The organism is Aeromonas genomosp. paramedia (assembly GCF_023093515.1).
GTDB lineage: Bacteria > Pseudomonadota > Gammaproteobacteria > Enterobacterales > Aeromonadaceae > Aeromonas.
The window spans coordinates 162,115-185,328 of record NZ_JAAROG010000001.1; the positions used below are offsets into that span (position 1 = coordinate 162,115).

General features: G+C 62.0%; 21 protein-coding genes, 5 tRNA genes and 1 pseudogene. 11 read left to right on the forward strand and 16 right to left on the reverse strand.

Annotation, left to right across the window (positions count from 1 at the left end; translation table 11 throughout):
- The first annotated feature begins 117 nt into the window (after positions 1 to 117).
- The 6 genes from HB860_RS00845 (at position 118) to HB860_RS00870 (ending at position 7,071) form a co-directional block, all read left to right on the forward strand.
- The gene (locus tag HB860_RS00845; protein WP_247625449.1) at positions 118 to 432 is read left to right on the forward strand and encodes an HlyU family transcriptional regulator; all 315 of its coding nucleotides are present in this window, start codon (positions 118 to 120) and stop codon (positions 430 to 432) included.
- Positions 429 to 2,501: a tRNA(Met) cytidine acetyltransferase TmcA gene (locus tag HB860_RS00850; RefSeq protein WP_247625450.1), complete on the forward strand. Its 2,073-nt coding sequence runs from the start codon at positions 429 to 431 to the stop codon at positions 2,499 to 2,501. Before HB860_RS00845 ends, HB860_RS00850 begins: the two co-directional genes overlap by 4 nt.
- Positions 2,502 to 2,866: 365 nt before the next feature.
- Positions 2,867 to 4,027: a cytochrome c oxidase subunit II gene (coxB, locus tag HB860_RS00855; RefSeq protein ID WP_432612663.1), complete on the forward strand. Its 1,161-nt coding sequence runs from the start codon at positions 2,867 to 2,869 to the stop codon at positions 4,025 to 4,027.
- 9 nt (positions 4,028 to 4,036) lie between these two features.
- The gene (gene ctaD, locus HB860_RS00860) at positions 4,037 to 5,623 is read left to right on the forward strand and encodes a cytochrome c oxidase subunit I (RefSeq protein ID WP_139433907.1); all 1,587 of its coding nucleotides are present in this window, start codon (positions 4,037 to 4,039) and stop codon (positions 5,621 to 5,623) included.
- Positions 5,624 to 5,632: 9 nt separating this feature from the next.
- Complete coding sequence (locus HB860_RS00865) at positions 5,633 to 6,187, forward strand: cytochrome c oxidase assembly protein (protein WP_005330440.1); 555 nt, start codon at positions 5,633 to 5,635, stop codon at positions 6,185 to 6,187.
- Positions 6,188 to 6,189: 2 nt separating this feature from the next.
- Complete coding sequence (locus tag HB860_RS00870; protein WP_247625451.1) at positions 6,190 to 7,071, forward strand: cytochrome c oxidase subunit 3; 882 nt, start codon at positions 6,190 to 6,192, stop codon at positions 7,069 to 7,071.
- Positions 7,072 to 7,079: 8 nt separating this feature from the next.
- On the opposite strand, the gene HB860_RS00875 is transcribed toward HB860_RS00870, so the two are convergent.
- Positions 7,080 to 7,286 carry a DUF2909 family protein gene (locus HB860_RS00875; protein WP_247625452.1) on the reverse strand — a complete coding sequence of 69 codons (207 nt, stop codon included), beginning with the start codon at positions 7,284 to 7,286 and terminating at the stop codon, positions 7,080 to 7,082.
- An 81-nt stretch (positions 7,287 to 7,367) separates the two neighbouring features.
- Between HB860_RS00875 and HB860_RS00880 the strand changes: the two genes are divergently transcribed.
- The 4 genes from HB860_RS00880 to cyoE all read left to right on the forward strand — a co-directional run bounded on the left by HB860_RS00880 (position 7,368) and on the right by cyoE (position 10,504).
- Positions 7,368 to 8,030, forward strand: a complete 663-nt coding sequence (locus HB860_RS00880; protein ID WP_247625453.1) for an SURF1 family protein — start codon at positions 7,368 to 7,370, stop codon at positions 8,028 to 8,030.
- Complete coding sequence (locus HB860_RS00885; RefSeq protein WP_247625454.1) at positions 8,027 to 8,515, forward strand: hypothetical protein; 489 nt, start codon at positions 8,027 to 8,029, stop codon at positions 8,513 to 8,515. The genes HB860_RS00880 and HB860_RS00885 overlap by 4 nt, the downstream gene beginning before the upstream one ends.
- Positions 8,516 to 8,585: 70 nt before the next feature.
- A complete protein-coding gene (locus HB860_RS00890) occupies positions 8,586 to 9,602 on the forward strand; it encodes a COX15/CtaA family protein (protein ID WP_247625455.1) in 1,017 nt (338 codons plus the stop codon).
- On the forward strand, positions 9,599 to 10,504 hold the full coding sequence (cyoE, locus tag HB860_RS00895) for a heme o synthase (protein ID WP_247625456.1): 906 nt from the start codon (positions 9,599 to 9,601) through the stop codon (positions 10,502 to 10,504). The genes HB860_RS00890 and cyoE overlap by 4 nt, the downstream gene beginning before the upstream one ends.
- Positions 10,505 to 10,578: 74 nt before the next feature.
- Here cyoE and HB860_RS00900 read toward each other — a convergent pair whose 3' ends face one another.
- From HB860_RS00900 to nhaC, 7 genes are all read right to left on the reverse strand, one after another.
- Entirely contained in the window at positions 10,579 to 12,009 is a 1,431-nt protein-coding gene (locus tag HB860_RS00900; protein ID WP_247625457.1) for a gamma-aminobutyraldehyde dehydrogenase, read from the reverse strand.
- 29 nt (positions 12,010 to 12,038) lie between these two features.
- Positions 12,039 to 12,866, reverse strand: a complete 828-nt coding sequence (locus tag HB860_RS00905) for an ABC transporter permease (protein WP_247625458.1) — start codon at positions 12,864 to 12,866, stop codon at positions 12,039 to 12,041.
- The gene (locus HB860_RS00910) at positions 12,856 to 13,824 is read right to left on the reverse strand and encodes an ABC transporter permease (RefSeq protein WP_139433913.1); all 969 of its coding nucleotides are present in this window, start codon (positions 13,822 to 13,824) and stop codon (positions 12,856 to 12,858) included. The genes HB860_RS00905 and HB860_RS00910 overlap by 11 nt, the downstream gene beginning before the upstream one ends.
- Positions 13,821 to 14,834, reverse strand: a complete 1,014-nt coding sequence (locus tag HB860_RS00915) for an ABC transporter ATP-binding protein (RefSeq protein WP_247625459.1) — start codon at positions 14,832 to 14,834, stop codon at positions 13,821 to 13,823. The genes HB860_RS00910 and HB860_RS00915 overlap by 4 nt, the downstream gene beginning before the upstream one ends.
- 168 nt (positions 14,835 to 15,002) lie before the next feature.
- Positions 15,003 to 16,148 carry an ABC transporter substrate-binding protein gene (locus tag HB860_RS00920; protein ID WP_247625460.1) on the reverse strand — a complete coding sequence of 382 codons (1,146 nt, stop codon included), beginning with the start codon at positions 16,146 to 16,148 and terminating at the stop codon, positions 15,003 to 15,005.
- 198 nt (positions 16,149 to 16,346) lie between these two features.
- Entirely contained in the window at positions 16,347 to 17,270 is a 924-nt protein-coding gene (locus HB860_RS00925) for a LysR family transcriptional regulator (RefSeq protein WP_025328378.1), read from the reverse strand.
- A 105-nt stretch (positions 17,271 to 17,375) separates the two neighbouring features.
- Complete coding sequence (nhaC, locus tag HB860_RS00930) at positions 17,376 to 18,785, reverse strand: Na+/H+ antiporter NhaC (RefSeq protein WP_139433917.1); 1,410 nt, start codon at positions 18,783 to 18,785, stop codon at positions 17,376 to 17,378.
- A gap of 304 nt (positions 18,786 to 19,089) precedes the next feature.
- On the opposite strand from nhaC, the gene HB860_RS00935 reads away from it, so the two are divergent.
- Positions 19,090 to 19,299: a hypothetical protein gene (locus HB860_RS00935; RefSeq protein ID WP_247625595.1), complete on the forward strand. Its 210-nt coding sequence runs from the start codon at positions 19,090 to 19,092 to the stop codon at positions 19,297 to 19,299.
- Between the two features lie 7 nt (positions 19,300 to 19,306).
- Here the strand turns inward: HB860_RS00935 and HB860_RS00940 are convergent, their stop codons facing one another.
- From HB860_RS00940 to glgC, 8 genes and pseudogenes are all read right to left on the reverse strand, one after another.
- Positions 19,307 to 19,573: a late competence development ComFB family protein gene (locus HB860_RS00940; protein WP_139433918.1), complete on the reverse strand. Its 267-nt coding sequence runs from the start codon at positions 19,571 to 19,573 to the stop codon at positions 19,307 to 19,309.
- A 103-nt stretch (positions 19,574 to 19,676) separates the two neighbouring features.
- Positions 19,677 to 19,762, reverse strand: a tRNA-Leu gene (locus HB860_RS00945).
- Positions 19,763 to 19,833: 71 nt separating this feature from the next.
- Positions 19,834 to 19,919: transfer RNA gene (locus HB860_RS00950), tRNA-Leu, on the reverse strand.
- Positions 19,920 to 19,964: 45 nt separating this feature from the next.
- Positions 19,965 to 20,050: transfer RNA gene (locus HB860_RS00955), tRNA-Leu, on the reverse strand.
- Between the two features lie 45 nt (positions 20,051 to 20,095).
- Positions 20,096 to 20,181, reverse strand: a tRNA-Leu gene (locus tag HB860_RS00960).
- Between the two features lie 55 nt (positions 20,182 to 20,236).
- Positions 20,237 to 20,322 (reverse strand) — tRNA-Leu (locus HB860_RS00965).
- Between the two features lie 116 nt (positions 20,323 to 20,438).
- Positions 20,439 to 21,899: a glycogen synthase GlgA gene (gene glgA / locus HB860_RS00970; protein ID WP_104452232.1), complete on the reverse strand. Its 1,461-nt coding sequence runs from the start codon at positions 21,897 to 21,899 to the stop codon at positions 20,439 to 20,441.
- Positions 21,889 to 23,109: pseudogene (gene glgC, locus HB860_RS00975) on the reverse strand (glucose-1-phosphate adenylyltransferase); the annotation flags it as partial. The pseudogene glgC and the gene glgA, both read right to left, overlap by 11 nt.
- Positions 23,110 to 23,214: the final 105 nt, after the last annotated feature.

A 23,214-nucleotide genomic window follows, 5' to 3' on the forward strand; every position in this document is an offset into this window, starting at 1 on the left:
TGAGATGAAATCTAAATGAGAATGGTTCGTAATGCAAAGAACGAATGGTAATAAGATCCCCTGCTTGCCAGTGATTCCCCCCTTGAGGAGAATGCAACCATCAGAGAGGAGACCAAGATGCTCAAGAAACTATTCAGTGCCCTGTTCAAGGGGCAAGCTGCCCAGATAGTTGATGTCACGCCCACCGAATACGCCGGCTATCTCATCTATCCCGAACCCATGGCGGAAGGGGGGCAGTACAGGCTGGCCGGTCGCATCACCAGGGAGATCGACGGGCAATTACAGACTCATCGCTTCATCCGCTCCGATCTGTTCGCCAACCCAGCCGACGCCGAGCGCTTCATGGTGCAAAAAGCCCATACCTTCATCGATCAGATGGGGGAGCGCATGTTTGAGCTGCGGGTGAAGCCTGGCGACAGTTCAGCCTCATGATCCCTGCCGAGGTGGATCTGTTGCGCCAGGCTCTCGCTCACGCCGGTGAGCGTCGCCTGATCTGGCTGGAAGGGCTCGAAGCCGATTGCATCACCCGCGCCGAACCCTTGCTGGGGGAGGCTGTCTTCTGGCTGGGGGATGGCCCCGAGCACCATGGGCCGTTGCCCGCTGCAAAGGCGCTACAACGGCTCGGTCAGGAGTGCGATACCCTGGTGTTCAACGCCTTCAGCGGTTTTCATCCCGATGCCTTCGGCGCCCTGGCGGGCACGCTGCGCGCCGGTGGGCTGCTGCTGTTGCTGACGCCTCCCAGAGATGAGTGGCCAGCCTACCCGGATCCGGACAGGTTGCGACTGGTCGCCCAGCCTGAGGATGCCAAGCTGGCGAGCCATGGTTTTATCGCCCGCCTGGTGCGGCTGCTGACAGGGGATCCCGCCCTCTCCTTGAGTCCTCCTGCCGGCGGCGAGCCCTGGCGTCCTCTTGACGCAAGCCGGCCACTTAGTACCGATCAAGCCCGTGCGCTGCCGGCCATTCGCAAGGTGTTGCATGGTCATCGCCGTCGTCCGCTGGTGCTGAGCGCGGATCGTGGCCGCGGCAAGAGTGCGCTGCTGGGTCTGGCCAGCGCCGATCTGCTGCGTCAGGATCCCGGCCTGCAGATAGTGGTGACGGCACCCGCCCAGGCGACCGTCGCCACGCTCTTTGCCCATGCCTCGGCGGCGCTGGCAGAGACGCCTGAGCGGCTGGCGGGCCTGACCTATGTGTCGCCAGACCGAGTCGCTCAAGGGGATGTGCAAGCGGATCTGCTGCTGGTGGATGAGGCCGCCGCCATTCCAACCCCGCTGCTGGAGGCCATCCTGGCCCATCACAGCCGCATAGTGTTCGCCACCACCGAGCACGGCTATGAGGGGACGGGGCGTGGCTTTCATCTGCGTTTCAAGCGGGTGCTCGATAGGCAGACCCCGGATTGGCAGGAGCTGCATCTGGCGGAACCCATCCGCTGGAGCCGACATGATCCGCTGGAGCCGCTGATCTTCCGGCTGCTCGGCCTCAATGCCGACATAGTGGCACCTCAACCTCCGAAGACACCGAGCTGGCGACGGCTGGCGCAGGAGGCGCTGGCCGGGGATGAGGCGCTGCTCAATCGGGTGTTCGGCCTGCTCGTCCTGGCCCATTATCAGACCAGCCCCAGCGATCTGCGATATTTGCTGGAGAGCCCGGACCTCGACATCCACCTGCTGGAGCAGGAGAGGGAGCTGCTCGGTGTTGCCCTGGTGGCCCGGGAAGGGAACATAGCGCCTGCGCTGGCTCATGACATCTGGGCTGGGCGAAGACGCCCCCGTGGTCATCTGCTGCCCCAGTCGCTGCTGGCACACGCCGGCTTCATCACGGCTGGGGAGCGCACCTATGCCAGGGTGATGCGCATCGCCATTCATCCCGCCCTGCATCGCCTGGGACTGGGTTATTTGCTGCTGGCGCAGCTGGAAACACACTACCGCGCGCAGGGATACGACTATCTGGGGTCAGCCTTTTCTGCGAGTCCCGATCTGCTGCCATTCTGGCTCAAGGGGGGCTTGACGGTATTGCGCATCGGCCTGCAGCGGGATGCAGCCAGCGGCAGCCATGCGGCCTTGTTGCTCAAACCGCTGAAAGAGGAGCTCGATCCGGAGCTGATTCAATGGCGACGGCGCTTCGTGAGCCAGTTGCCCACCCTGCTGGCAGGAGAGCTCAAGGGGCTGGAGCCCGAACTGGTCTGGCTATGTCTGAGAGGCGACGTGGCCGCAGAGGCACCCGAACTGGATGAGTTCGAGTATCAGGAGCTCGACTGCTTTGCCCATCATCACAAGCCGTTCGAGCTGTGCCAAGCCAGCCTGCAACGCTGGCTGGCCAGTCGGTTGGCTGTGCTGGATGAACTGCTTCCCGACGAGCGTCGGCTGCTGATCGCCCCCATCTGGCAGTATGTGCCCTGGGCCGAGCTGGCAAAGACGTTGGGGGTTGCCGGCAAGCCTGCAGTGATCAAGCGGCTGCGCAGCCTGCTGGCCCGGCTGTTGGACAAACAGGCACCCATGACCTGACGACGGACGACAGGGCCGCGGCGGTGCGAGATGACACCTGCGGTCGCCATAAACAAGGGGCCGGTGTGGCCCCTTCTCTTTTGTCGCGCGGCCCTGGCCGCTCGCTACCGGATATGTCCTGTGATTGCGCCGTTCAGGGCTATGTCATGGGGCAATGGCCGCCACCACCCCCCTCCTCGTTTACCCCGGATAGGATGCCAACTGCTCTGATGAGTCCCTCGTCGGCCGGCACCACTTTGGTTTTTTCAGAATATGGACTAATACTTGAGTGTGACTGAACGTTTAATAAATGCATTATTTTCAGATGGTTAGCGTTTAAGCTGTCAATGCTTGCCATCTTTTCTAACGTGCACAGGGAGTGCAATGTGGGAAAAAATGCAATCAACCATGGCGCATGGATGGTGTGGCTCGCCAGCAGCAGTGTTTCCGCCAACGACATCACATTCAACATGACACGCGGGGCGACCGCCATCAGCCAGCAGGTGTATGACCTGCATATGACGATCTTCTATATCTGCTGTGCCATTGGCCTTATCGTCTTCGGGGCCATGCTCTGGTCCATCGTCCACCACAGAAAGTCTCGTGGCGCCAAGGCCGCCCAATTTCACGAGAGCACCCGCATCGAGCTGTTATGGACGGCCATCCCGGTGCTGATCCTGGTCGCGATGGCGGCACCGGCGACCTCGACACTGCTGAAGATGGAGGATACCTCCAAAGCCGATCTCACCGTGCTCATCACGGGCTCGCAATGGAAATGGCATTACAAATACCTCGAGCATCCGGTGGAGTTTTACTCCTTGCTGGCGACCAGCAAGAAGCAGATCTCGGGCGACGAACCCAAGAGCGGCACCTATTTGCTGGAAGTGGATCAGCCTCTGGTGTTGCCCGTCGGCAAGAAGATCCGATTCCTGATGACCTCGGACGATGTAATTCATTCCTGGTGGGTGCCCGCCTTCGCGGTGAAGAAAGATGCCAATCCCGGTTACATCAACGAATCCTGGACCCGCATCGACAAGGCCGGCACCTACCGGGGGCAGTGTGCCGAGCTGTGCGGCAAAGACCACGGCTTCATGCCCATAGTGGTGGTGGCCAAGCCGACCGGGGAGTTCGATGGCTGGATCGCAAAGACAGCGGCAGATCAGGCGGCAGCCAAGGCCCAGCAGCAAGACCTGGCCAGCCAGACCATGACGCTGCCGCAGGCCATGGAGCTGGGTGAGAAGGTGTTCCTGGGACATTGCGCCGCCTGCCATCAGCCCGCGGGTACGGGTTTGCCCGGTATCTTCCCGGCCCTCAAGGGCAGCAAGGTGGCGACGCTGCCAGAACACAGGGCCCAGCACCTGGACATAGTCCTGCATGGCAAGAGCGGGACTGCGATGCAGCCCTTCGGCAAGCAGCTGACGGCGCAGGAGCTCGCCGCCGTCGTGACATACGAGCGCAATGCCTGGGACAACAAGACCGGTGATGTCATTCAGGCTGCAGAGGTGCAGTCCCTTCTGAACCCAGTCGAACCAAACAAGGACAAGTGAGGCGCCAGCATGAGTGATGGAATCACGGATACCCTGCACAGCGAGCACGCCCACCAACCTGCATCGGGCCTGAAACGCTGGCTATACACCACGAATCACAAAGATATCGGCACTCTCTACCTGCTGTTCGCCCTGACCATGTTCTTCACCGGTGGCGCCATGGCCATGGTCATTCGGGCCGAGCTGTTCCAGCCCGGTCTGCAACTGGTCGAGCCCCTGTTCTTCAACCAGATGACCACGGTACATGGCCTCATCATGGTCTTTGGCGCCGTGATGCCCGCCTTCACCGGTCTCGCCAACTGGCTGATCCCCATCATGATCGGGGCCCCGGACATGGCACTGCCCCGGATGAACAACTGGAGCTTCTGGATCCTGCCGTTTGCGTTTCTGATCCTGCTGTCGAGCCTGTTCATGGAGGGCGGCGGCCCCAGCTCGGGCTGGACCTTCTATGCCCCCCTGTCCACCAAATACAGCGGCAACAGTACGGCGCTGTTCGTCTTCGCCATCCACATCATGGGTATCTCCTCCATCATGGGTGCCATCAACGTCATCGTCACCATCTTCAACCTGCGGGCGCCGGGCATGGGCTGGATGAAGATGCCGCTGTTTGTCTGGACCTGGCTTATCACGGCCTTCCTGCTCATCGCGGTCATGCCGGTCCTGGCGGCGGCGGTGACCATGGTGCTGACGGACAAGTATTTCGGGACCAGCTTCTTCGATGCGGCCGGGGGCGGGGATCCTGTGCTGTTCCAGCACATCTTCTGGTTCTTTGGCCACCCTGAGGTGTACATCATGATACTGCCGGCCTTTGGCATCGTCTCCAGCATCATTCCCACCTTCTCCCGCAAGAAACTGTTTGGCTATCGATCCATGGTCTATGCCACCAGCAGCATCGCCTTGCTCTCCTTCATGGTCTGGGCTCACCACATGTTTACCACTGGGTTGCCGGTGGTCGCCGAGCTGTTCTTCATGTACGCCACCATGCTGATCGCGGTGCCGACCGGGGTGAAGGTATTCAACTGGGTTGCCACCATGTGGCGGGGCTCCCTGACGTTCGAGACCCCCATGCTGTTCGCCATCGCCTTCATCACCCTGTTCACCATAGGTGGCTTCTCGGGGTTGATGCTGGCGATGATCCCGGCCGATTTCCAATATCACGATACCTATTTTGTCGTGGCCCATTTCCATTATGTGCTGGTCACCGGCGCCGTCTTCTCGATCCTGGCCGCCGCCTATTACTGGCTGCCCAAATGGACGGGGCACATGTATGACGAGCGACTCGGCCAATGGCATTTCTGGTGCTCGCTCATTTCGGTCAATGTGCTCTTCTTCCCCATGCATTTCGTCGGTCTGGCGGGCATGCCCCGTCGCATTCCGGATTACGCGCTGCAGTTTGCCGACTTCAACATGCTGATCAGTCTCGGCGGCTTCGCCTTCGGGTTGTCGCAGTTGCTGTTCGTCTGGGGGGTGATCAAGTGCATCAGGGGGGGGCAGCAGGCGAGCAATCAGGTGTGGGAAGGGGCAGAGGGGCTGGAGTGGACGCTCTCATCCCCCCCTCCCTACCACAGCTTCAAGACCCCGCCAGAGGTGCGGTAAGGAGGTCATATGGCTCAGGTCAATCACGGTCCCCTGCTCAGAAAGCTGGCTTTGGTGGTGCTTGTCATGTTCGGGTTCGCCTTTGCGCTGGTGCCGCTGTATGACGTCTTCTGCAGGATCACCGGTCTCAACGGCAAGACCGCCGTACAGCCGGCAACGACCGAGCGGGCGGTGATCGACAGCAAACGGACCATCCAGATCGAGTTCCTTGCCCATGCGGACACCCGGATGCCGTGGCAGTTCAGCGGCGAAACGGCGCGGTTGTCGGTGCGCCCGGGCGAAATGAAGCTGGTCAATTATCGGGTGTTCAATCCCACAGATCGCACCATGATTGGTCAGGCAGTGCCGTCAGTCTCGCCCGGTCCCGCCGCCGCCTATTTGAAGAAAGTGGAGTGCTTTTGCTTCAACCGTCAGGAGTTGCAGGCGGGGGAGAGCAAGCTGATGCCGCTCAAGTTTTATGTCGACCCTGATTTGCCCGACAACATAAACACCATCACGCTCTCCTATTCACTCTATGAGATCACTCAGTCCACCCCAGCCCCGACGCTGGCGCAGAGGAAATAATCATGGCCAAAGTGAACCAGACGTATTACGTCCCTGACCAGAGCCGCTGGCCCATCATAGGGGCCGTTGCCCTGTTTTTCCTGGCTTTCGGGGCGGGGCATCTGGTCAATGAGGTGGCGAGCAAGCAGGCCGGGGTCGGCCGGTATTTGATGATGGCTGGCGTTGCCTTGCTGGTCTTCATGCTGTTTGGCTGGTTTCGTCACATCATCCAGGAGTCCATGACCGGGCTCTACAGCGCCCAGATGGACAGATCCTTCCGGCAAGGCATGGTCTGGTTCATCTTCTCCGAGGTGATGTTCTTCCTGGCCTTCTTCGGAGTGCTGTTCTATGCCCGCCAGCTTGCCATGCCCTGGCTGGACGGCGCGGGCAACAAGGCGATGACGGCCCAGTTGCTGTGGCCGGATTTCTCGGCGCACTGGCCCATGGTCAAGACCCCGGGAGGGACCACGACCCAGGCCATGCCCTGGCACGGTATCCCCCTCATCAATACCCTGATCCTGCTCGGATCCTCCGTCACCCTGCTGTTTGCTCATACCGGGCTGGAGAATGGAAAGCGCAGTCGTCTCAAGGGGATGCTGCTTGTGACCGTGCTGCTCGGGTTGGCGTTCCTCTGGCTGCAAGGCTATGAATACCTGCATGCGTACCGGGATCTGGGGCTGCGACTGGACTCCGGCATCTACGGCAATACCTTCTTCATCCTGACCGGATTCCATGGCTTGCATGTCACCCTGGGGACGGTGTTCCTGCTGATCATATGGCTGCGGATAGTGCTGAAGGATCACTTCACCGCCGAGCGCCACTTCGCCTTCCAGGCCGCGGCCTGGTACTGGCACTTCGTCGACGTGGTCTGGCTCTGCCTCTTCGTGTTCGTCTACCTGCTCTGAGGTCGGGATCAGTAAGGGCGCGGGTTGTGCTCCAGCCAGCCCATCATCAGGGAGAGCAGCAGGATGACGACCACCAGCAGGGAAAAGAACACCCGACGCCCCAGCGGGGCGGACATCTTCTGGGGATGACCCGTGGTCATCATCAACCAGAGGGCATGAAACAGCTGCCCAATGATGAGCAGCAGCATCAGTACCAGCACTATCTTGATCAACATGTTGGAGCCCTCCGTTATATGCGTGACATGGCTACATGGGATAAGCGGCGACCATGGCATCACAGGCGCTGGATCGTACTGATGTTCACTCTGGTTGTGACGGCGGGTTTGTGCAAGCTGTCGCTCTGGCAGTGGCAGCGGGGGATGGAGAAAGAGGCCTGGCTGGGACGGATGGCGGTGGCGCAGCAGGTGGCGCCAATGGCGCTTGCCCGGCTCGACTGGCGCAACCTTGAGTCACTGGACGGCCTGTCACTGGGAGGGGAGGTCGAATGGGTGTCCCCTCATGTCTGGTTGCTGGACAACCAGGCGGTGGCGGGCGAGATCGGTTACGACGTCATCATACCGGTACGCGCCGGTGATGCCCGTCCCCTGCTGCTGGTCAATCTGGGCTGGGTGCCTGCACCCGCCAGCCGGCAGCAACTGCCAAGTCCCGTCATCCCGACAACTCTGGAGCTCGACGGTCTGCTGCGCACGGCCCCCGGTGGCGTCTTGCTGGGTCAGAACATCGAGTACGGCCCCTATCCTAACCGGCTGCAGTCCATCAGGGTGGATGCCCTGAGCGAGATCCTCGGCTCGCCCCTCGCTGATGCCGTGTTTTATCAAAGGCAGACTCCCTTCCTCCACCACTACCAGCCGAATGTCATGCCGCCCGAGAAGCACAGGGCGTATGCAGTGCAATGGCTTGGGCTGGCGCTGGTGATGCTGGTGGGGGGCCTGGTGCTGACAAGGAGGTTGTCTCCATGAACTCATGGTCAAGATGGAAGGTGCCTGTCCTCTTTGGGCTGGTGATACTGCTGCCTGTGGTACTGGCTGCGCTGACCCTGAGGCAGGGCTGGTATGAACCCGGTACTCGCAACAAGGGGGCCTGGTTGGATCAGGAGGTCTATCTGTTGCAGCCGCTCCCGCCCCATCAGAACCAATGGCGACTGGTCTATCTGGCCGCCCGGCGTTGTGAGGCGCAATGCCAGCAGGTGCCCGAGTTGATGTCGCGGATCCAAAGCGCCCTTGGCCGCAATCTGGACAAGCTGGATCTGGTACAACTGGCCGATGCGCCGCCGCGCGGGGCGAACGGAGCCGTGCGGGCGGGCGATATGATGCTGGTGGACTCGCAAGGGCTGGCCATCCTGCGCTACGAGGTGCCGGCCAGCACGGCGGCGTGGCCGCTGCTTGGCAAGGCCGTGCTGTCGGATCTGCAGCAACTGCTCAAGTATCAGCGAGGTGTGCAATGAACACGCACCTGAGGCCAGTGTCGTGTGTCCTGTTGTCATCATCCGGGTACAAGCGTCAGCGGGGGGGCGTATGAATATACAGAAGAGGCTGGCATCGATCGCCATCGCACTGGCGGTACTGGTCATCGTGCTCGGTGCCTATACCCGGCTGACGGATGCCGGGCTGGCCTGCCCCGATTGGCCCGGTTGTTACGGCTCCATGGCCGTCCCCCAACCCGTGCATATGGAGCGGGCGGCCCAGCTCTACCCGGATACGCCGCTGGAGCCTCACAAGGCGCGCAGCGAGATGGTGCACCGCTACTTCGCCGGTGTGCTGGGTTGTGTGATTGCGTTGCTGTTCGTGCTGAGCTGGCGCGCTGGCGGTCGTCTGCGTCACCTCTCGGGGGCCTTGCTGGTGCTGGTGGTTGGGCAGGCGGCGCTGGGCATGTGGACGGTAACGCTGGCGCTGCACCCTCTGGTGGTGACCACCCATCTGCTGGGTGGGTTCGCCATCCTGACCCTGCTCTGGCTCTATTGGGCCGAGCTTGTGCGCTCTCCCGCGAACGCGCCCGTCTGCCGCGGTCAGGGCTTGCCCTGGCTGGGCAATGCGGCCTGCGGCGTGCTGCTGCTGCAGATAGCGCTGGGGGGCTGGACGTCGGCGAACTATGCGGCCATGGCCTGCGTCGAGCTGCCTCTCTGCCAGGGGAGCTGGCAGGCGCAGTTGAACTGGGAGGAGGCCTTTCATCTGCCGCTCGGCCACGCCAGCTATGAGTTCGGGGTGCTGAGCAAGGAGGCGCGCCAGACCATCCATATCGCCCATCGTCTGGGAGCCCTTGCCACCGCCCTGCTGGTGGGGGGCTTTGCCTTCGCCCTGATCCGTCAGGGGGCCTCGTTGCGCTTCCTGGGGGGGCTCTTGCTGGCCCTGCTGCTCGTGCAAATTGCCTTGGGGCTGGCGAACGTCCATCTGGCCCTGCCGTTGGCCAACGCCCTCGCGCACAACCTGGTGGCGGCGCACTTGCTGGTGTGTTGTGTGCTGGCCCGTGGACGGCTCTCCCGCCCCCGGCTTTCCCCTTCGCTGTCGCCTGAGGCGATCAGGAGTCAGACATGAACAGCAAGCCCTTGGCCCGCGTCATCGACACCCGGCTGCTGCGGGACTACTACCAGCTGACCAAGCCCAAGGTGGTGGCCTTGCTGCTGCTGACCGCCTGGGTCGGCATGCTGCTGGCCGAGCCGACCCAGGCCTCCCTGGACGAGATGGTGCTGGGGCTGGCGGGAATAGGACTGCTGGCTGCCGGTGCCGCGGCCATGAATCACTCTCTGGATCACGGCATCGATGCCCAGATGCGCAGAACGCGCTGGCGACCGGTCGCCATGGGGCGGATCGGGCCTAAGTCTGCGATGGCGTTTGCGCTGTGGCTGGCGTTGACGGGCTTTGTCCTGCTCTATCGGGGCGTGAATCCCCTGACCGCCTGGCTGACTTTGGCCAGCCTGTTCGGCTATGCGGTCGTCTATACCCTGCTGCTGAAACGGGCCACGCCACAGAACATCGTCATCGGCGGGCTGGCGGGCGCCATGCCGCCGCTGCTGGGCTGGACCAGCATCACGGGACAGCTCTCGGCCGAGCCCTGGTTGCTGGTGATGATCGTCTTCACCTGGACGCCGCCCCACTTCTGGTCCCTGGCCATCCACAGACGGGATGACTATGCCGGCGCGAACATTCCCATGCTGCCCGTCACCCACGGCATAGCGTTCACCAAGACGGCCATCCTGCTCTATCTGCTGATCCTGACCCTGGTCTGCCTGCTGCCCTACCTGATCGGCATGTCCGGGCTGCTCTATCTTATCGGCAGCCTGTTGCTGAACCTCGGGTTCTGCTGGCATGGCTGGTTGCTGAAGTATTCGGAGCGCCCCGGCCAGGCGATGCGCACCTTCCGCTTCTCCATCTATCACCTGATGTTGCTGTTTGGTCTGCTTGTTCTGGACCACCACTGGCTGTGGCGGCTGTCATAGGGGGGGTATCTGGCAGGGGATTTGGGTAGTGGTTTGCACATTCAGGCTGGCCCCGGGGCCAGCCTGAATCATGTTCAGAGCTTGACCATGATGTGGCGCGGCACTGTGTAATCCTCCAGCGCATAGAGGGAGAGATCCTTGCCGTAGCCGGACATCTTCATGCCGCCGTGGGGCATCTCCGAGGTGAGCATGAAGTGGGTGTTGATCCAGGTGCAGCCATATTGCAGGTGGCTGGCCACCTTGCTGGCGAGGCTCAGATCCCGGGTCCAGACCGAGCTGGCGAGGCCGTAGTCCGAGTCGTTGGCCCATTGCACCACCTGTTCGGCGTCGCCAAAGCGGGTCACCGACACCACGGGGCCGAACACCTCGCGGCGCACGATCTCATCCTCCTGGCGGGCATGGGCTATCAGGGTCGGCTCGAAGAAGAAGCCGTTGCCGGGGCGGATCTTGCCGCCTGTGGTCACCTCCACGTGGCCGCTGCTCTGGGCCCGCTCCACGAAGCTGGCGACCCGGTTGCGCTGGCGGTCCGAGATGAGCGGCCCCATCTCCACCCCCTCCTCGCGCTGGCTCCCCACCTTGATGGAGGCCACCGCCTCCGTCATGGCGGCGACGAACTTGTCGTAGATCTTGCCCTGGGCATAGATGCGGCAGGCGGCGGTGCAGTCCTGTCCGGCGTTGTAGAAGCCGAAGGTGCGAATGCCCGCCACCACGGCCTCCAGGTCCGCATCGTCGAAGATGATCACCGGCGCCTTGCCCCCCAGCTCAAGGTGGGTGCGCTTCATGGTGCGGGCGGCGCTCTGCAGTATTTTCTGGCCGGTGGCGATGTCACCGGTGAGCGACACCATGCGCACCAGCGGATGCTCCACCAACGGCGCCCCCACGCTCTCGCCCCGGCCGCAGACGATGTTGATGACGCCGCGCGGGAAGAGCTCGCTGGCGAGCTCGGCGAGGCGCAGGGCGGTGAGCGGGGTCTGCTCGGAGGGTTTGAGCACCACCGTATTGCCGGCGGCGAGCACGGGGGCCATCTTCCAGGCCGCCATCATCAGGGGGTAGTTCCAGGGGGCTATGCTGCCCACCACCCCTATGGGGTCGCGGCGGATCATGCTGGTGTGCCCCTCGATATACTCCCCCGCCAGCGGTCCCTGCAGGCAGCGGGCGGCTCCGGCAAAGAAGCGGAAGCAGTCCACCACGGCGGGCAGCTCGTCATTGAGCACCGCCAGATAGGGTTTGCCGCAGTTGAGGGATTCGAGCGCCGCGAACTCCTCGGCGTGGCGCTCGATGGCATCGGCCAGGCGCAGCAGCAGGGTGCTGCGGCTTGCCGGGGTGGTGCGGCTCCACTGGGCGAAGGCGCGCTGGGCGCCGTTCACCGCCCTGTTCACCTGCTCGAACGACGCCTCGGGGACAGAGGCGAGCAGCTCCCCGGTTGCCGGGTTGAGAATAGGTTCGGCCTGGCCGTCACCGGTCACGAACTGGCCGTCGATCAAGAGTTGGGTAGAGAATTTCATGGTTGCATCCTTGCGCAGGCGTTGAGTCGTTATTTGCCACTGCCGGCGACGTCCTGGCCGTCGCGGGTGAGGTAGTAGGCAAGCAGAATGGGAATGGTGGTCACGGCCACTATGATGAGGGCCACCACGTTGGTGACGGGTCTGTCACGGGGGCGGATCAGCTCCTGATACATCCAGATGGGCAGCGTGGTCTGCTGGCCCGCGGTGAAGGTGGTGACTATCACCTCGTCAAAGCTCAGGGCAAAGGCCAGCATGCCCCCCGCCAGCAGTGCGGTGGCCAGATTGGGCAGGATCACGTAGCGCAGGGTCTGGAAGCCATCGGCCCCGAGATCCATGGATGCCTCTATGAGGGATTGGTGGGTGCGGCGAAAGCGCGCCAGGGCATTGTTGTAGACCACCACCACGCAGAAGGTGGCGTGGCCTATGACGATGGTCCAGAAGCTGAACGGGATCTCCATCAGGCCGTAGGCGGAGCGCAGCGCTATGCCGGTGACTATGCCGGGCAGGGCGATGGGCAGCACCAGCAAGAGCGACACCACCTCCTGGCCGAAGAAACGGCTGCGGGCGATGGCCCCTGCCGCCAGGGTGCCGAGCACCATGGCCGCCAGGGTCGCCAGCCCCGCCACCTCCAGCGACAGCTGGATGGCGCGCCACACGTCGGGGCGGTTCAGGGTCACCTCGAACCACTTGAGGGTGAGCCCGGGGGGCGGGAACTGGTAACTCTTGCTCTCGCTGGTGAAGGCGTAGAGGAAGATAAACAGGATCGGGAAGTGCAGAAACAGCAGCCCGCCGATGGCCGCGTACTTGAGCAGGCCGGAAGGTTGCTGACTTTGGCGCATGGATCGATTAGAGCGCATCGAAGGCCCCCAGGCGTTTTGCTATCGCCAGATAGACGGCGATGATAAGGATGGGCACCAGGGAGAAGGCGGCGGCGAAGGGCAGGTTGCCCGCCGTGCCCTGCTGCATGTAGACCACCTGACCTATGTACATGGTCGAGTTGCCTATGATGCCGGGGATGATGTAGTCCCCGAGCGTCAGGGAGAAGGTGAAGATGGAGCCCGCCACCACGCCGGGCAGCGCCAGCGGCAGTATCAGGGTGCGGAAGGTCTGGGCCGGGGTCGCCCCCAGATCGCTGCTCGCCTCCAGCAGGGAGCGCGGGATCCGCTCCACCGCCGCCTGGATGGGCAGGATCATGAAGGGCAGCCAGACGTAGACGAAGACGATGAAGGTGCCGAGCCGCGAAAACGACAGCGAAGGGCCGCCGATCACCGGGAGGGAGAGGATTCCGTCCAGCAGCCACTCCAGCCCCAGGCTGTCCGCCAGCCAGCTCACCACCCCCTCCTTGGCCAAGATCAGCTTCCAGGCATAGACCCGCACCAGATAGCTGGACCAGAGCGGCAGCATGATGCCCACATAGAACAGCGCCCGGGTCTTGCCGCTGGTGTAGCGCGCCATGTAGTAGGCGATGGGGAAGCCGAGCAGGGCGCAGGCCAGGGTCACCAGCAGCGACATGCCGACGGTACGGCCGATGACGTCCAGGTTTTCCGGCCGCAGCAGGGCGATGAAATTTTGCAGTCCCAGCTCGTGGCGCACCTGACCGCTGAACTCGTCCAGCCCGAAGAAGGCGTTGGAGAGCAGCATCAGCAGGGAGCCGACATAGATGATGCCGAGCCACAGCAGGGGCGGTCCCAGCAGTATCCCCAGCAGCAGGCCGGGACGGCCGTAGAGCAGGGTGGAGAGGCGCCGCAGCGGCCGCAAGCGTGCAGGTTCGATGGCGTGGCTCATGGCTAGACTCGCACTGTGGGGGAGGCTCATGGCTGAGCCCCCGATCCTGAGGCGCTCAGGCGGTGGATGGCCTGCTCAGGCCAGCTGAGGCTGACCCGGGCACCACGGGCCAGGCGGGCCTGCCCCTCGTTGGGATGGTTGACGATAAGCTCGAGCTGCTCACCGAGATCGACCCGGTAGCGCACGAAGGGGCCGAGGTACTCCACCTCGCGGATCTCGCCGGACCAGCCCGGCATGCCGGCCTCGGTGAGCCGGATCCGCTCCGGGCGCACCATCATCTGGCGTGCATCGCCGCACAGGCGTTTGGCCTGCTCACCCTCGAACAGGTTGACGGTGCCGACGAAGCGGGCCACAAACGGCGTCGCAGGGGCATCGTAGATGGTATCCGGCGCGGCTATCTGCTCTATCTTGCCCTGACTGAAGATGCAGATCCGGTCGCTCATGGAGAGCGCCTCCTGCTGATCGTGGGTGACGAAGATGAAGGTGATGCCGAGCTGGCGCTGCAGCGCCTTGAGTTCGAGCTGCATCTGCTCGCGCAGCTTGAGGTCCAGCGCACCCAGGGGTTCGTCCAGCAGCAGGATGCGCGGCTGGTTGATAAGGGCCCGGGCGATGGCGATGCGCTGGCGCTGGCCGCCGGAGAGCTGCCCTGGCTTGCGGTTGCCGACACCGGGCAGGCGCACCAGCTCCAGCATCTCGTCCACCTTGCGGTGACGCTCCGCCCTGGGCACTCCCCTGATCATCAGGCCGTAGCCGATGTTGTCCCGCACATCCATGTTGGGAAACAGGGCGTAGTCCTGAAACACGGTATTGAGGTTGCGATCATAGGGCGGCACCCGGGAGCAGGGCTCGCCAAACAGCCGGATCTCTCCCTCGCTCGGGTACTCGAAGCCCGCGATCATCCGCAGGCAGGTGGTCTTGCCGGAACCGCTCGGCCCCAGCAGGGTGAAGAATTCTCCGGACGGGATCTGGAAGGAGATGTCGTCGACCGCCTTCACCTCGCCATAGTGGCGGCTGACCCGGTCAAATTGTACGGCTGTCATGGTACGTCCTTGTCACTAGAGGTGCGGGCCGGACTCCTGTCCGGCCCAATATCGGCCTTGATTCAAGCAGCCTCAGCGGCCACCCAGGATAGCGATATGGTCCGAGACCCAGCGGTAGTGCAGAGGACACGCGGGTCCTCCGCTGGCTGCCGTGCTGAACTACCCGCCTCAGCGGCCACCCAGGATGGCGATATAGTCGGACACCCAGCGATAGTAGGGCACGCAGGTTCCCTGGCTCTTGCACTGGGAGACGGGGGTGCGCCAGAAGTGCACCTTGTCGAAGTTGTCTATGCCATTGGTCTTGCAGCCCTCTTTGCCCAGCAGGGCATTGCCCTCGCAGGCGGCGGGCACCACGGGCACGGAGCCGAACCAGGAGGCGAGATCCCCCTGCAGCTTGTTGTTGAGGGAGTGCTCCAGCCACTGGTAGGCGCAGGTGAGGTGCTTGGCTTCGCTGTGCACCATGCTGGTGTCGGCCCAGCCGGTGACGCCCTCCCTGGGCACAGTGGTGGCGATGGGCTGCTTGTCGGCGATCAGGGCATTGGCCTGGAACGGCCAGGAGCCGGAGGCCACCACTCCCTCGTTCTTGAAGTCATCTATCTGGACGAAGGCATCGTGCCAGTAGCGCCCCACCAGCTGGCGCTGCTTGCGCAGCAGATCGAGGGAGGCCTTGTACTGCTCCTCGTTCAGCTCGTAAGGATCCTTGATGCCGAGCGCCGGCTGGTGGGTCATCAGATAGAGGGCGGCATCGGCGATGTGGATGGGGCCGTCGAACGCCTGCACCCGCCCCTTGTTGGACTTGCCGTCCGGCAGGGTCTGCTCCTCGAACACCACGCCCCAGGAGTCGGGCGTCTTGGGGAACACCTTGGTGTTGTACATCAGGATGTTGCCGCCCCACTGGTAGGGGACGCCGTAGTGCTTGCCCTCCACAGTGTGCCAGGGCGCATTCTGCAGGCGGGGGTCTATCTTGCTGTAGCTCGGGATGAGCGCCAGATTGAGCGGTTGCACCTTGCCCCCCGCGATGAGGCGCAGGCTGGCGTCGCCGGAGGCGGTCACCAGATCGAAGCCCCCCTCGTTCATCAGCGCCACCATCTCGTCCGAGGTGGCGGCCGTCTTGACGCTGACCTTGCAGCCGGTCTCCTTCTCGAAGCCGGTCACCCAGTCGTAGTTCTTATCGGTCTCGCCACGCTCCACGTAGCCTGCCCAGGCCACTATATTGAGCTGGCCTTCACCCTTGCCGAGTTCGGTCGGGGCGGCCTGGGTCTGGCCTGCCAGCAGGGCGGGGATCAGGGCCAGGGTCAGGGGGGTCAGTTTCATCTTGCTCTCCTTGCATGATCTGGAGCCATGCGATACCGCAATGGCGTATAACATCCTGTTAACCAGCCATGAGCGTAGGAGAAGGCAGTGGTAATGAGAATTTCAATTTTTAACGCCAGAGGTATCTGCCAAATCTATATCGAGTGCAGATGAATCTTATTTTTGATGGCGGCGCGACGATCACCCTGAGGGCGCTGACTAGCGGGAGGCCGGCTGGCGGGCCCGCAGCCGGCTCTGATCCCGCGCTATGTCGATGAACTCGCGGGCGGTCCAGTCGAGCCGCGAGCCGCGACGCCACACCAGGCCGATGTCGATGGCAGGGATGGGTTCCTTGATGGGGCGGGCCTCCACCCGCTCCTGCTCCAGCGACCAGGGGCGATAGGCAAAGTCCGGCAGCAGGGCGACCCCGAGCTGGCTCGCCACCAGGCTGCGCACCGCCTCCACCGAGGCGGTGCGCAGCACAGTGCGGGGGGAGATGCCGTAGCGGCGCAGGCCGGCCCCGATGATCTGATCCAGCTGATCGGCAGTCAGCGAGATCATGGGTTCGTCACCCAACGCCTTGAGGGAGAGGGTCGATTCCGCGCAGAGGGGGTGGTTGGCGGCGAGCCAGAGCCGCAGGGGGGATCGGGTTAGCAGCTCGGTATCGAACGCCTCCTGGCGTATGGTGCGGTTGGTCATCAGTATCCCCACGTCCACCTCGCCGTTGACGATCTGATGCTCCAGAAACGGCTGCTCGTCCTCCTTCACCTCGATGCGCACCGCCGGAAAGGCGCGGCGAAAACGGCCTATGGCCTCCGACAGGTAGTAGCCGGCCACCAGCGTCGTCACCCCTATGGTGAGCTGCCCCTGATCCTGCTGGGCCACCGCCTTGAGGGACTGGCCGGCTTCGGTCATGGCGCCGAGAATGCGCCTGGCATGGAGCAGGAACTGGTGGCCCTGGGCGGTCAGGGTGACGCCGCGCGGGTTGCGCTCGAACAGGGCGGCGCCGAGCTCGGTCTCCAGCTCGCGGATGGCGCTGGTGACTGCCGACTGGGAGATGTGCAGTTCGGCGGCGGCGCGGCTCACGGAGAAGCTGTCGGCCACGGCCACGAAGTAACGGATCTGGCGAAAGGTAAAATTCATCTGGGCATCCTGCCACGGGCGACGAGGTTGGCTGCCAGCTTAACCCCGAACTTCCCCCAAGCAAAAGGCGCCGTGATGGCGCCTTTATCATTATTTTCCCTGCTGTTAGCGGGAGCTGGCCGCCTCTATCACCGGCACTCGGTTCACCGCCTTGCCCAGATAGGCGAGGGTGATGGTCACTATGATGCAGGTGAAGCTGAGCCACATGTAAGGCAGGTAGTCGAGTGTGGCCACCCCCAGTACCCCGGCCATGAAGATGCCGTTGTCGCTCCAGGGCACCATGCCGCAGGTGAGGGTGCCGCCGAACTCGGCGTTGCGGGAGAGGTTCTTGCGCGCCAGTCCCAGCCGATCGTAGTTCTTGGCCATGATCTTGGGGGTCAGGATCAGGGACACATACATGGCGGAGCCGAACACGTTGGCCAGGAAGGCGGTGCCTATGGTGTGGCTGGTCAGGCTGCCGACGCTGTTGATGCGCTTCTCGAAGGCGCTGGCGATCACCGCCAGTATGCCGACTTTCTCCAGCAGGCCGCCAAAGCCTAAGCCGAAGATGATGACGGCCACCGAGCCCAGCATGGACTCCATGCCGCCGCGACCCAGGATGTTGTCGATGAAGTCGACGCCTGAGGTGATGGCGAACGGGCTGTAGGCGGAGTGCATCGCCTTGACCGGGTCCATGTCCTGGAAGGCGATGGCCCAGACAAGGCCGAGCAGGGCGCCGAAGCTGATCACCGGGAAGGCGGGTTTGCGGTTCGCCAGCAGGCCCAGCACCAGGATCACCGGCACTATGGCCAGCGGCGTGATGTTGAACTGCTTGTCGAGGGCCTCCATCACCAGATTGACCTGCTCCAGGCTGACGTTGCCGGAGTATTGCATGCCGACCACGGTGAACAGGGCCGCCGTGATGACGTAGGAGAAGAGGCTGATGGGCAGCATCCCCTTGATGTGCTCCACCACGTCGACGTTGGACATGGTCGACGCCAGCACCACTGAGTCGGAGAGGGGGGAGAGCTTGTCACCGAAGTAGACGCCGGAGAGCACGGCACCGGCCACCAGGGGGGCAGGGACGCCCAGGCTGTGGCCTATGCCCATCATGGCGATCCCCGCCGTGGCGGCAGAGCCCCAGGAGGTGCCGGTAGCCAGCGAGGTGAGGGAGCAGATGATCAGGGTCGCCAGCAGGAAGATGGAGGGGTGTATCACCTTGAGGCCGAAGTAGATGATGCTGGGGACTATGCCGCCGGCGATCCAGGTGCCCACCAGGGCACCGACGGAGACCAGTATCAATATGGCTCCCATCCCCTTGGCGACGCCGTCGACGGCCGCCTGCTCCAGGGACTTGTAATCATGGCCTAGCCGGATGCCGAGCCCCATGATGACGAACCAGGCGATGAACAGTGCCAGCTGGATCGGCAGATCGAGCACGCTGGTGAACGAAAAGGCCAGGGCCAGGAAAATGGCCAGACAGGCAAAGACCTGCGCCATGCCAGGCAATCGGATGTGGTTTTGTTGGTTTTGCATAGATACTTCCTAAACTCTTGCTCGCCAAGGTCGGTCCCTCTCGTCCTGTGGATACACGTATCCCGAGGGGCCGGCCCAAAAAGAGGCCGCAATCTACCACAAACCCGGGGCGCAAAATCCCAACTTATTTAGCAAAAATGCATTAATGTTTGATAAATCTACTCATTAGTTGATCTCATCGGCACTTTTTTTGAATATCAGGCCGAGGCAGGGCAAATAGCCAAAACCCATAGAGAAGTCCGATTGCACTCTCCATAATCACAAACGATAATCGTTATCGTTTGATTCTATGGGTAGCATCATCATGATCTGGATAGTGCGGTGTCTCTTGCTGGCAGCCTTGCTGGCGGTGTTGGGCTGGGGTCAGGACAAGGCGTACGGCCTGTGGAGTCTGGGCTTCTTGCTGGCCGCCTGGGTCATGCTGGAACCCAGGCTGAGGCCGGCGCTGATCCTGCTGCCGGTCGCGGGCATGACGGGGGTCGTCACCCAGCTCTGGCAGCAAAGCTGGCTATAGGAGCCGTTCAGCGGGAAGGGACGGCCTGGATCTTGTCGTAGGCCAGGCGCAGTGAGGTCATGACCTTCTGCTCCATCTCGGTGCGTTCGACATCCGTGGTGAAGTAGATCATGTCGACGTTGTGGCGTATGTAGTGAGAGGGGAGCTGGTTCAGGGTCAGGCAGCAGAGATCGGCCAGCTGGTAGGGGGTCAGTGTCTGGTTAAGCCCTTGTTTTTCTATCTCTTTGAGCACCAGATGCTCATAGAAGTTGTGAATGTCGGTATCCAGGATCATGGGAAAGCCCCTGTGGTGGCGTGGCATCCTCAACAGCATAGCCATGGCAGGGGCAAAAACAAAAGGCCCATCACTTTCGTGATGGGCCTTTTTGCATGATGAATGGTGCGAAGAGAGGGACTCGAACCCTCACATCCGTGGGACACTAACACCTGAAGCTAGCGCGTCTACCAATTCCGCCACCTTCGCACACTGATTTTCTCCAGCTGGTTTTTAAATGCGGTTGGAGCGCATTTTCTGTGTTTTACATGCCACAAGCATGGTGCGAAGAGAGGGACTCGAACCCTCACACCCGGGGGGCACTAACACCTGAAGCTAGCGCGTCTACCAATTCCGCCACCTTCGCACATCGGGTTATCAGTCTGGATTTACATGCTGTCTGACAAAAGCATGGTGCGAAGAGAGGGACTCGAACCCTCACACCCGGGGGGCACTAACACCTGAAGCTAGCGCGTCTACCAATTCCGCCACCTTCGCACATCGGGTTATCAGTCTGGATTTACATGCTGTCTGACAAAAGCATGGTGCGAAGAGAGGGACTCGAACCCTCACACCCGGGGGGCACTAACACCTGAAGCTAGCGCGTCTACCAATTCCGCCACCTTCGCACATCGGGTTATCAGTCTGAATTTACATGCCGTCTGATAAGAGCATGTTGCAATATGGTGCGAAGAGAGGGACTCGAACCCTCACATCCGTGGGACACTAACACCTGAAGCTAGCGCGTCTACCAATTCCGCCACCTTCGCATCACTGCGGTGGGGGATTCTATAGAGTTTTGGGGGGGCGTCAACAGCCAAAGGGGACTTTTTTCGCTGTTGACGGATAAAGGCGTGCCAAGGGCACAAAACTTCAGCAATCGGCGTCAGACGGTGGCCAGCGCATCCTGATACATCTGTTCGTACAGGATGACGGAGTCTGCCCAGTCGAAGCGGGTGTTCATGGCGTGGTGTTGCACACGGGCAAAACGTGCCGGCTCCTGCAGATAATGGAGCAGGCTGCGGCGCATGGCATCGAGCAAGGTGCTGGCAGTGGGATCGTTGAAGCAGAAACCGGTCGCGTGCGCCGGGTCAGCATCCCAGTCCACGACGGTATCTTTCAATCCGCCGACGGCCCGCACCAGGGGCAGGGTACCATAGGCCAGACTGTACATCTGGTTGAGCCCGCATGGCTCGAACAGAGAAGGCATCAGGAAGAAGTCGGCGCCAGCCTCCACCAGGTGGGCCAGGCGGTCGTCATAGGCATTGATGAAGGCAAACTTGTCGGGATGCTGCTGGGCAATGCTCTGCAACTGGGCGGCGAGAGAGGGATCACCGGAGCCCACAATTACCACCTGGACCTGATGCTGCAAGAACTTGTCTAGCGCCGGGATGAGCAGGTGTACTCCTTTCTGCTCGGTCAGTCGACACACCATGCCATAGATGGGGAGGTTGCCGACGGGGAGCCCCGTCTCCTGCTGCAGGATGCGCTTGCAGGTGTGTTTGCCATCCAGGTTGTCGGCATCATAGGTGGCGGGCAACAGAGGATCGAAGGCGGGATCCCAGTCCTGATAGTCACAGCCGTTGAGGATGCCACGCAGGTCAGCAGCCCGCTGCTGGAATACGCTGGCCATGCCGTGAGCGCCCAGGTGCGTCAGCAGCTCGCTGGCGTAGTTGGGGCTGACCGCATTGATCTTGTCTGCGTAGAGCACACCGCACTTGAGCAGATTGATGTGACCATAGTCGTAGTTGATGCGCTGCTCGTAGTCGTGGATTTCCGGCACGGCCCAGAACTGCTGGCGATCGAATACCCCCTGAAAGGCCGCGTTGTGAATGCTGATGACCGACCGGGTGCGCTGGAAGAAGGGGTTGTGGGCATGACGGGTTTTCAGCAGCAGCGGCAGCAGACCGGTGTGCCAGTCGTTGCAGTGGGCGATGTCGGGAGCGAAACCCAGCTGTTCGCACGCATGCAGGGCCGCCGCGGCCAGAAAGGCAAAGCGTTCACCGTTGTCGGGATAGGCCTGGTTGTTCTCGGCATAGAGCTGGGGGCGGTCGAAATAGTGCGGGCAATCGAGCAGATAGACGCAGATCCCGTCCAGTTCCAGCTGATGGATGCGATAGCTGATATCACTGCGATCCTGGGGGGTGGGGAGCCAGCGCGAGGCGAGGAGGGTGGCCTCGTCCCGACGCTTGATGGTCTTGTAGAAGGGCATAATGATGCGCACATCGTGCCCCTGACGGGCGAGATGCTGCGGCAGGGCCTTGGCCACATCCGCCAGGCCCCCGGTCTTCACCAGCCCCTCAACCTCCGAGGCTACAAACAGGATTTTCAGTGGGTTAATAGCCAACTCTTGCTCCCTTAGGTACCACGACGATACCGCCTTCGGATACGGTAAACCGCTCTCTGTCATGGTCCAGATTCTCACCGATCACGGTGCCGGGTGCAATTTCAACGTTCTTGTCGATGATGGCGCGGCGAATGGAGCAACCTTCGCCGATTTTCACATCCCCCAGCAGCACGGATTCACTGATGTGGCTGCAGGGGCCTATGTTGCAGCGAAATCCCAGTATGGATCGCTGGATCTGGCTGCCCTGAATGAAGCAGCCACCGGAGATCAGGGAGTTGGCGATCTTGACCTTGCAGTCGTCGGTATCGATGAAGGTGGCGGGGGGCAGGGGCGGGTAATGGGTGTGCAGCGGCCACTTGCGATTGTAGAGAGAGAAGGGGGCATCGTCGGCCACCAGGTCCATGTGCGCCTGCCAGTAAGAGTCGAGCGTTCCCACATCGCGCCAGTAGACATTGGGCTTCTCGCCCGGGATCACGTTGGTGCTGTAGTCGTAGACATAGACGGGGGCACGGGGGAACAGGCTGGGAATGATGTCCTTGCCGAAATCGTGACTGGAGTTCTCCTCGGCGGCATCCCGCTTGAGCTCCCGATAGAGGGCCTCGGTCTCGAAGATGTAGTTGCCCATGGAGACCAGGGCCTGGGTGGGGTCGCCGGGGATGTGTTTCGGGTGACGGGGCTTTTCTTCAAAGCCAATCATGCGCCCTTCCTGATCCACCTCGATCACCCCGAAGGCGCTTGCTTCCTCGATGGGCATGCGCAGTGCCGCGACGGTCAGGGCGGCCGCTTTCTGCTTGTGGAAGCTCACCATCTGGCTCACGTCCATCTTGTAGATGTGATCGGAGCCGAAGATGCAGACGTGCTCGGGGTCGGAGATCTCGATGAAGCGCAGGTTCTGGTAAATGGCGTCTGCGGTGCCGTCATACCAGCGTTTGCCCATTCGCATCTGGGCCGGAATGGGGTCGATGAAGCGATCCGTGATGCCGACGATGTTCCAGCCCTTCTTCATGTGCAGGTAAAGAGACTGGGACTTGAACTGGGTGAGTACATAGATGCGCAGGAAGTCGGCGTTGACGAAGTTGTTGAGCACGAAGTCGATCAACCGGTAACTGCCGCCAAAGGGTACGGAGGGTTTGCTGCGGGTGGTGGTCAGCGGTTGCAGTCGGGTACCTTCACCGCCTGCCAGTATCATGGTGAGTATGCCTGCCATCGTCGTTCTCTCCCTGAGATCATGATGTTGAAAAGGTTTTCATGTTGCTGCGAAAAAAACACCCCTAAAGGGGTGGTAAACGTTTTCTTGGTACCTTAACAGATCCCG

What these genes read in the sequence shown, in the direction of transcription:
- HB860_RS00845 (WP_247625449.1), top strand. Translation starts at nt 118, where the DNA reads ATGCTCAAGAAACTATTCAGTGCCCTGTTCAAGGGGCAAGCTGCCCAG.
- HB860_RS00850 (WP_247625450.1), top strand. Translation starts at nt 429, where the DNA reads ATGATCCCTGCCGAGGTGGATCTGTTGCGCCAGGCTCTCGCTCACGCC.
- ctaD (WP_139433907.1), top strand. Translation starts at nt 4,037, where the DNA reads ATGAGTGATGGAATCACGGATACCCTGCACAGCGAGCACGCCCACCAA.
- HB860_RS00865 (WP_005330440.1), top strand. Translation starts at nt 5,633, where the DNA reads ATGGCTCAGGTCAATCACGGTCCCCTGCTCAGAAAGCTGGCTTTGGTG.
- HB860_RS00870 (WP_247625451.1), top strand. Translation starts at nt 6,190, where the DNA reads ATGGCCAAAGTGAACCAGACGTATTACGTCCCTGACCAGAGCCGCTGG.
- HB860_RS00875 (WP_247625452.1), bottom strand. Translation starts at nt 7,286, where the DNA reads ATGTTGATCAAGATAGTGCTGGTACTGATGCTGCTGCTCATCATTGGG.
- HB860_RS00880 (WP_247625453.1), top strand. Translation starts at nt 7,368, where the DNA reads ATGTTCACTCTGGTTGTGACGGCGGGTTTGTGCAAGCTGTCGCTCTGG.
- HB860_RS00885 (WP_247625454.1), top strand. Translation starts at nt 8,027, where the DNA reads ATGAACTCATGGTCAAGATGGAAGGTGCCTGTCCTCTTTGGGCTGGTG.
- HB860_RS00890 (WP_247625455.1), top strand. Translation starts at nt 8,586, where the DNA reads ATGAATATACAGAAGAGGCTGGCATCGATCGCCATCGCACTGGCGGTA.
- cyoE (WP_247625456.1), top strand. Translation starts at nt 9,599, where the DNA reads ATGAACAGCAAGCCCTTGGCCCGCGTCATCGACACCCGGCTGCTGCGG.
- HB860_RS00900 (WP_247625457.1), bottom strand. Translation starts at nt 12,009, where the DNA reads ATGAAATTCTCTACCCAACTCTTGATCGACGGCCAGTTCGTGACCGGT.
- HB860_RS00905 (WP_247625458.1), bottom strand. Translation starts at nt 12,866, where the DNA reads ATGCGCTCTAATCGATCCATGCGCCAAAGTCAGCAACCTTCCGGCCTG.
- HB860_RS00910 (WP_139433913.1), bottom strand. Translation starts at nt 13,824, where the DNA reads ATGAGCCTCCCCCACAGTGCGAGTCTAGCCATGAGCCACGCCATCGAA.
- HB860_RS00915 (WP_247625459.1), bottom strand. Translation starts at nt 14,834, where the DNA reads ATGACAGCCGTACAATTTGACCGGGTCAGCCGCCACTATGGCGAGGTG.
- HB860_RS00920 (WP_247625460.1), bottom strand. Translation starts at nt 16,148, where the DNA reads ATGAAACTGACCCCCCTGACCCTGGCCCTGATCCCCGCCCTGCTGGCA.
- HB860_RS00925 (WP_025328378.1), bottom strand. Translation starts at nt 17,270, where the DNA reads ATGAATTTTACCTTTCGCCAGATCCGTTACTTCGTGGCCGTGGCCGAC.
- nhaC (WP_139433917.1), bottom strand. Translation starts at nt 18,785, where the DNA reads ATGCAAAACCAACAAAACCACATCCGATTGCCTGGCATGGCGCAGGTC.
- HB860_RS00935 (WP_247625595.1), top strand. Translation starts at nt 19,090, where the DNA reads ATGATCTGGATAGTGCGGTGTCTCTTGCTGGCAGCCTTGCTGGCGGTG.
- HB860_RS00940 (WP_139433918.1), bottom strand. Translation starts at nt 19,573, where the DNA reads ATGATCCTGGATACCGACATTCACAACTTCTATGAGCATCTGGTGCTC.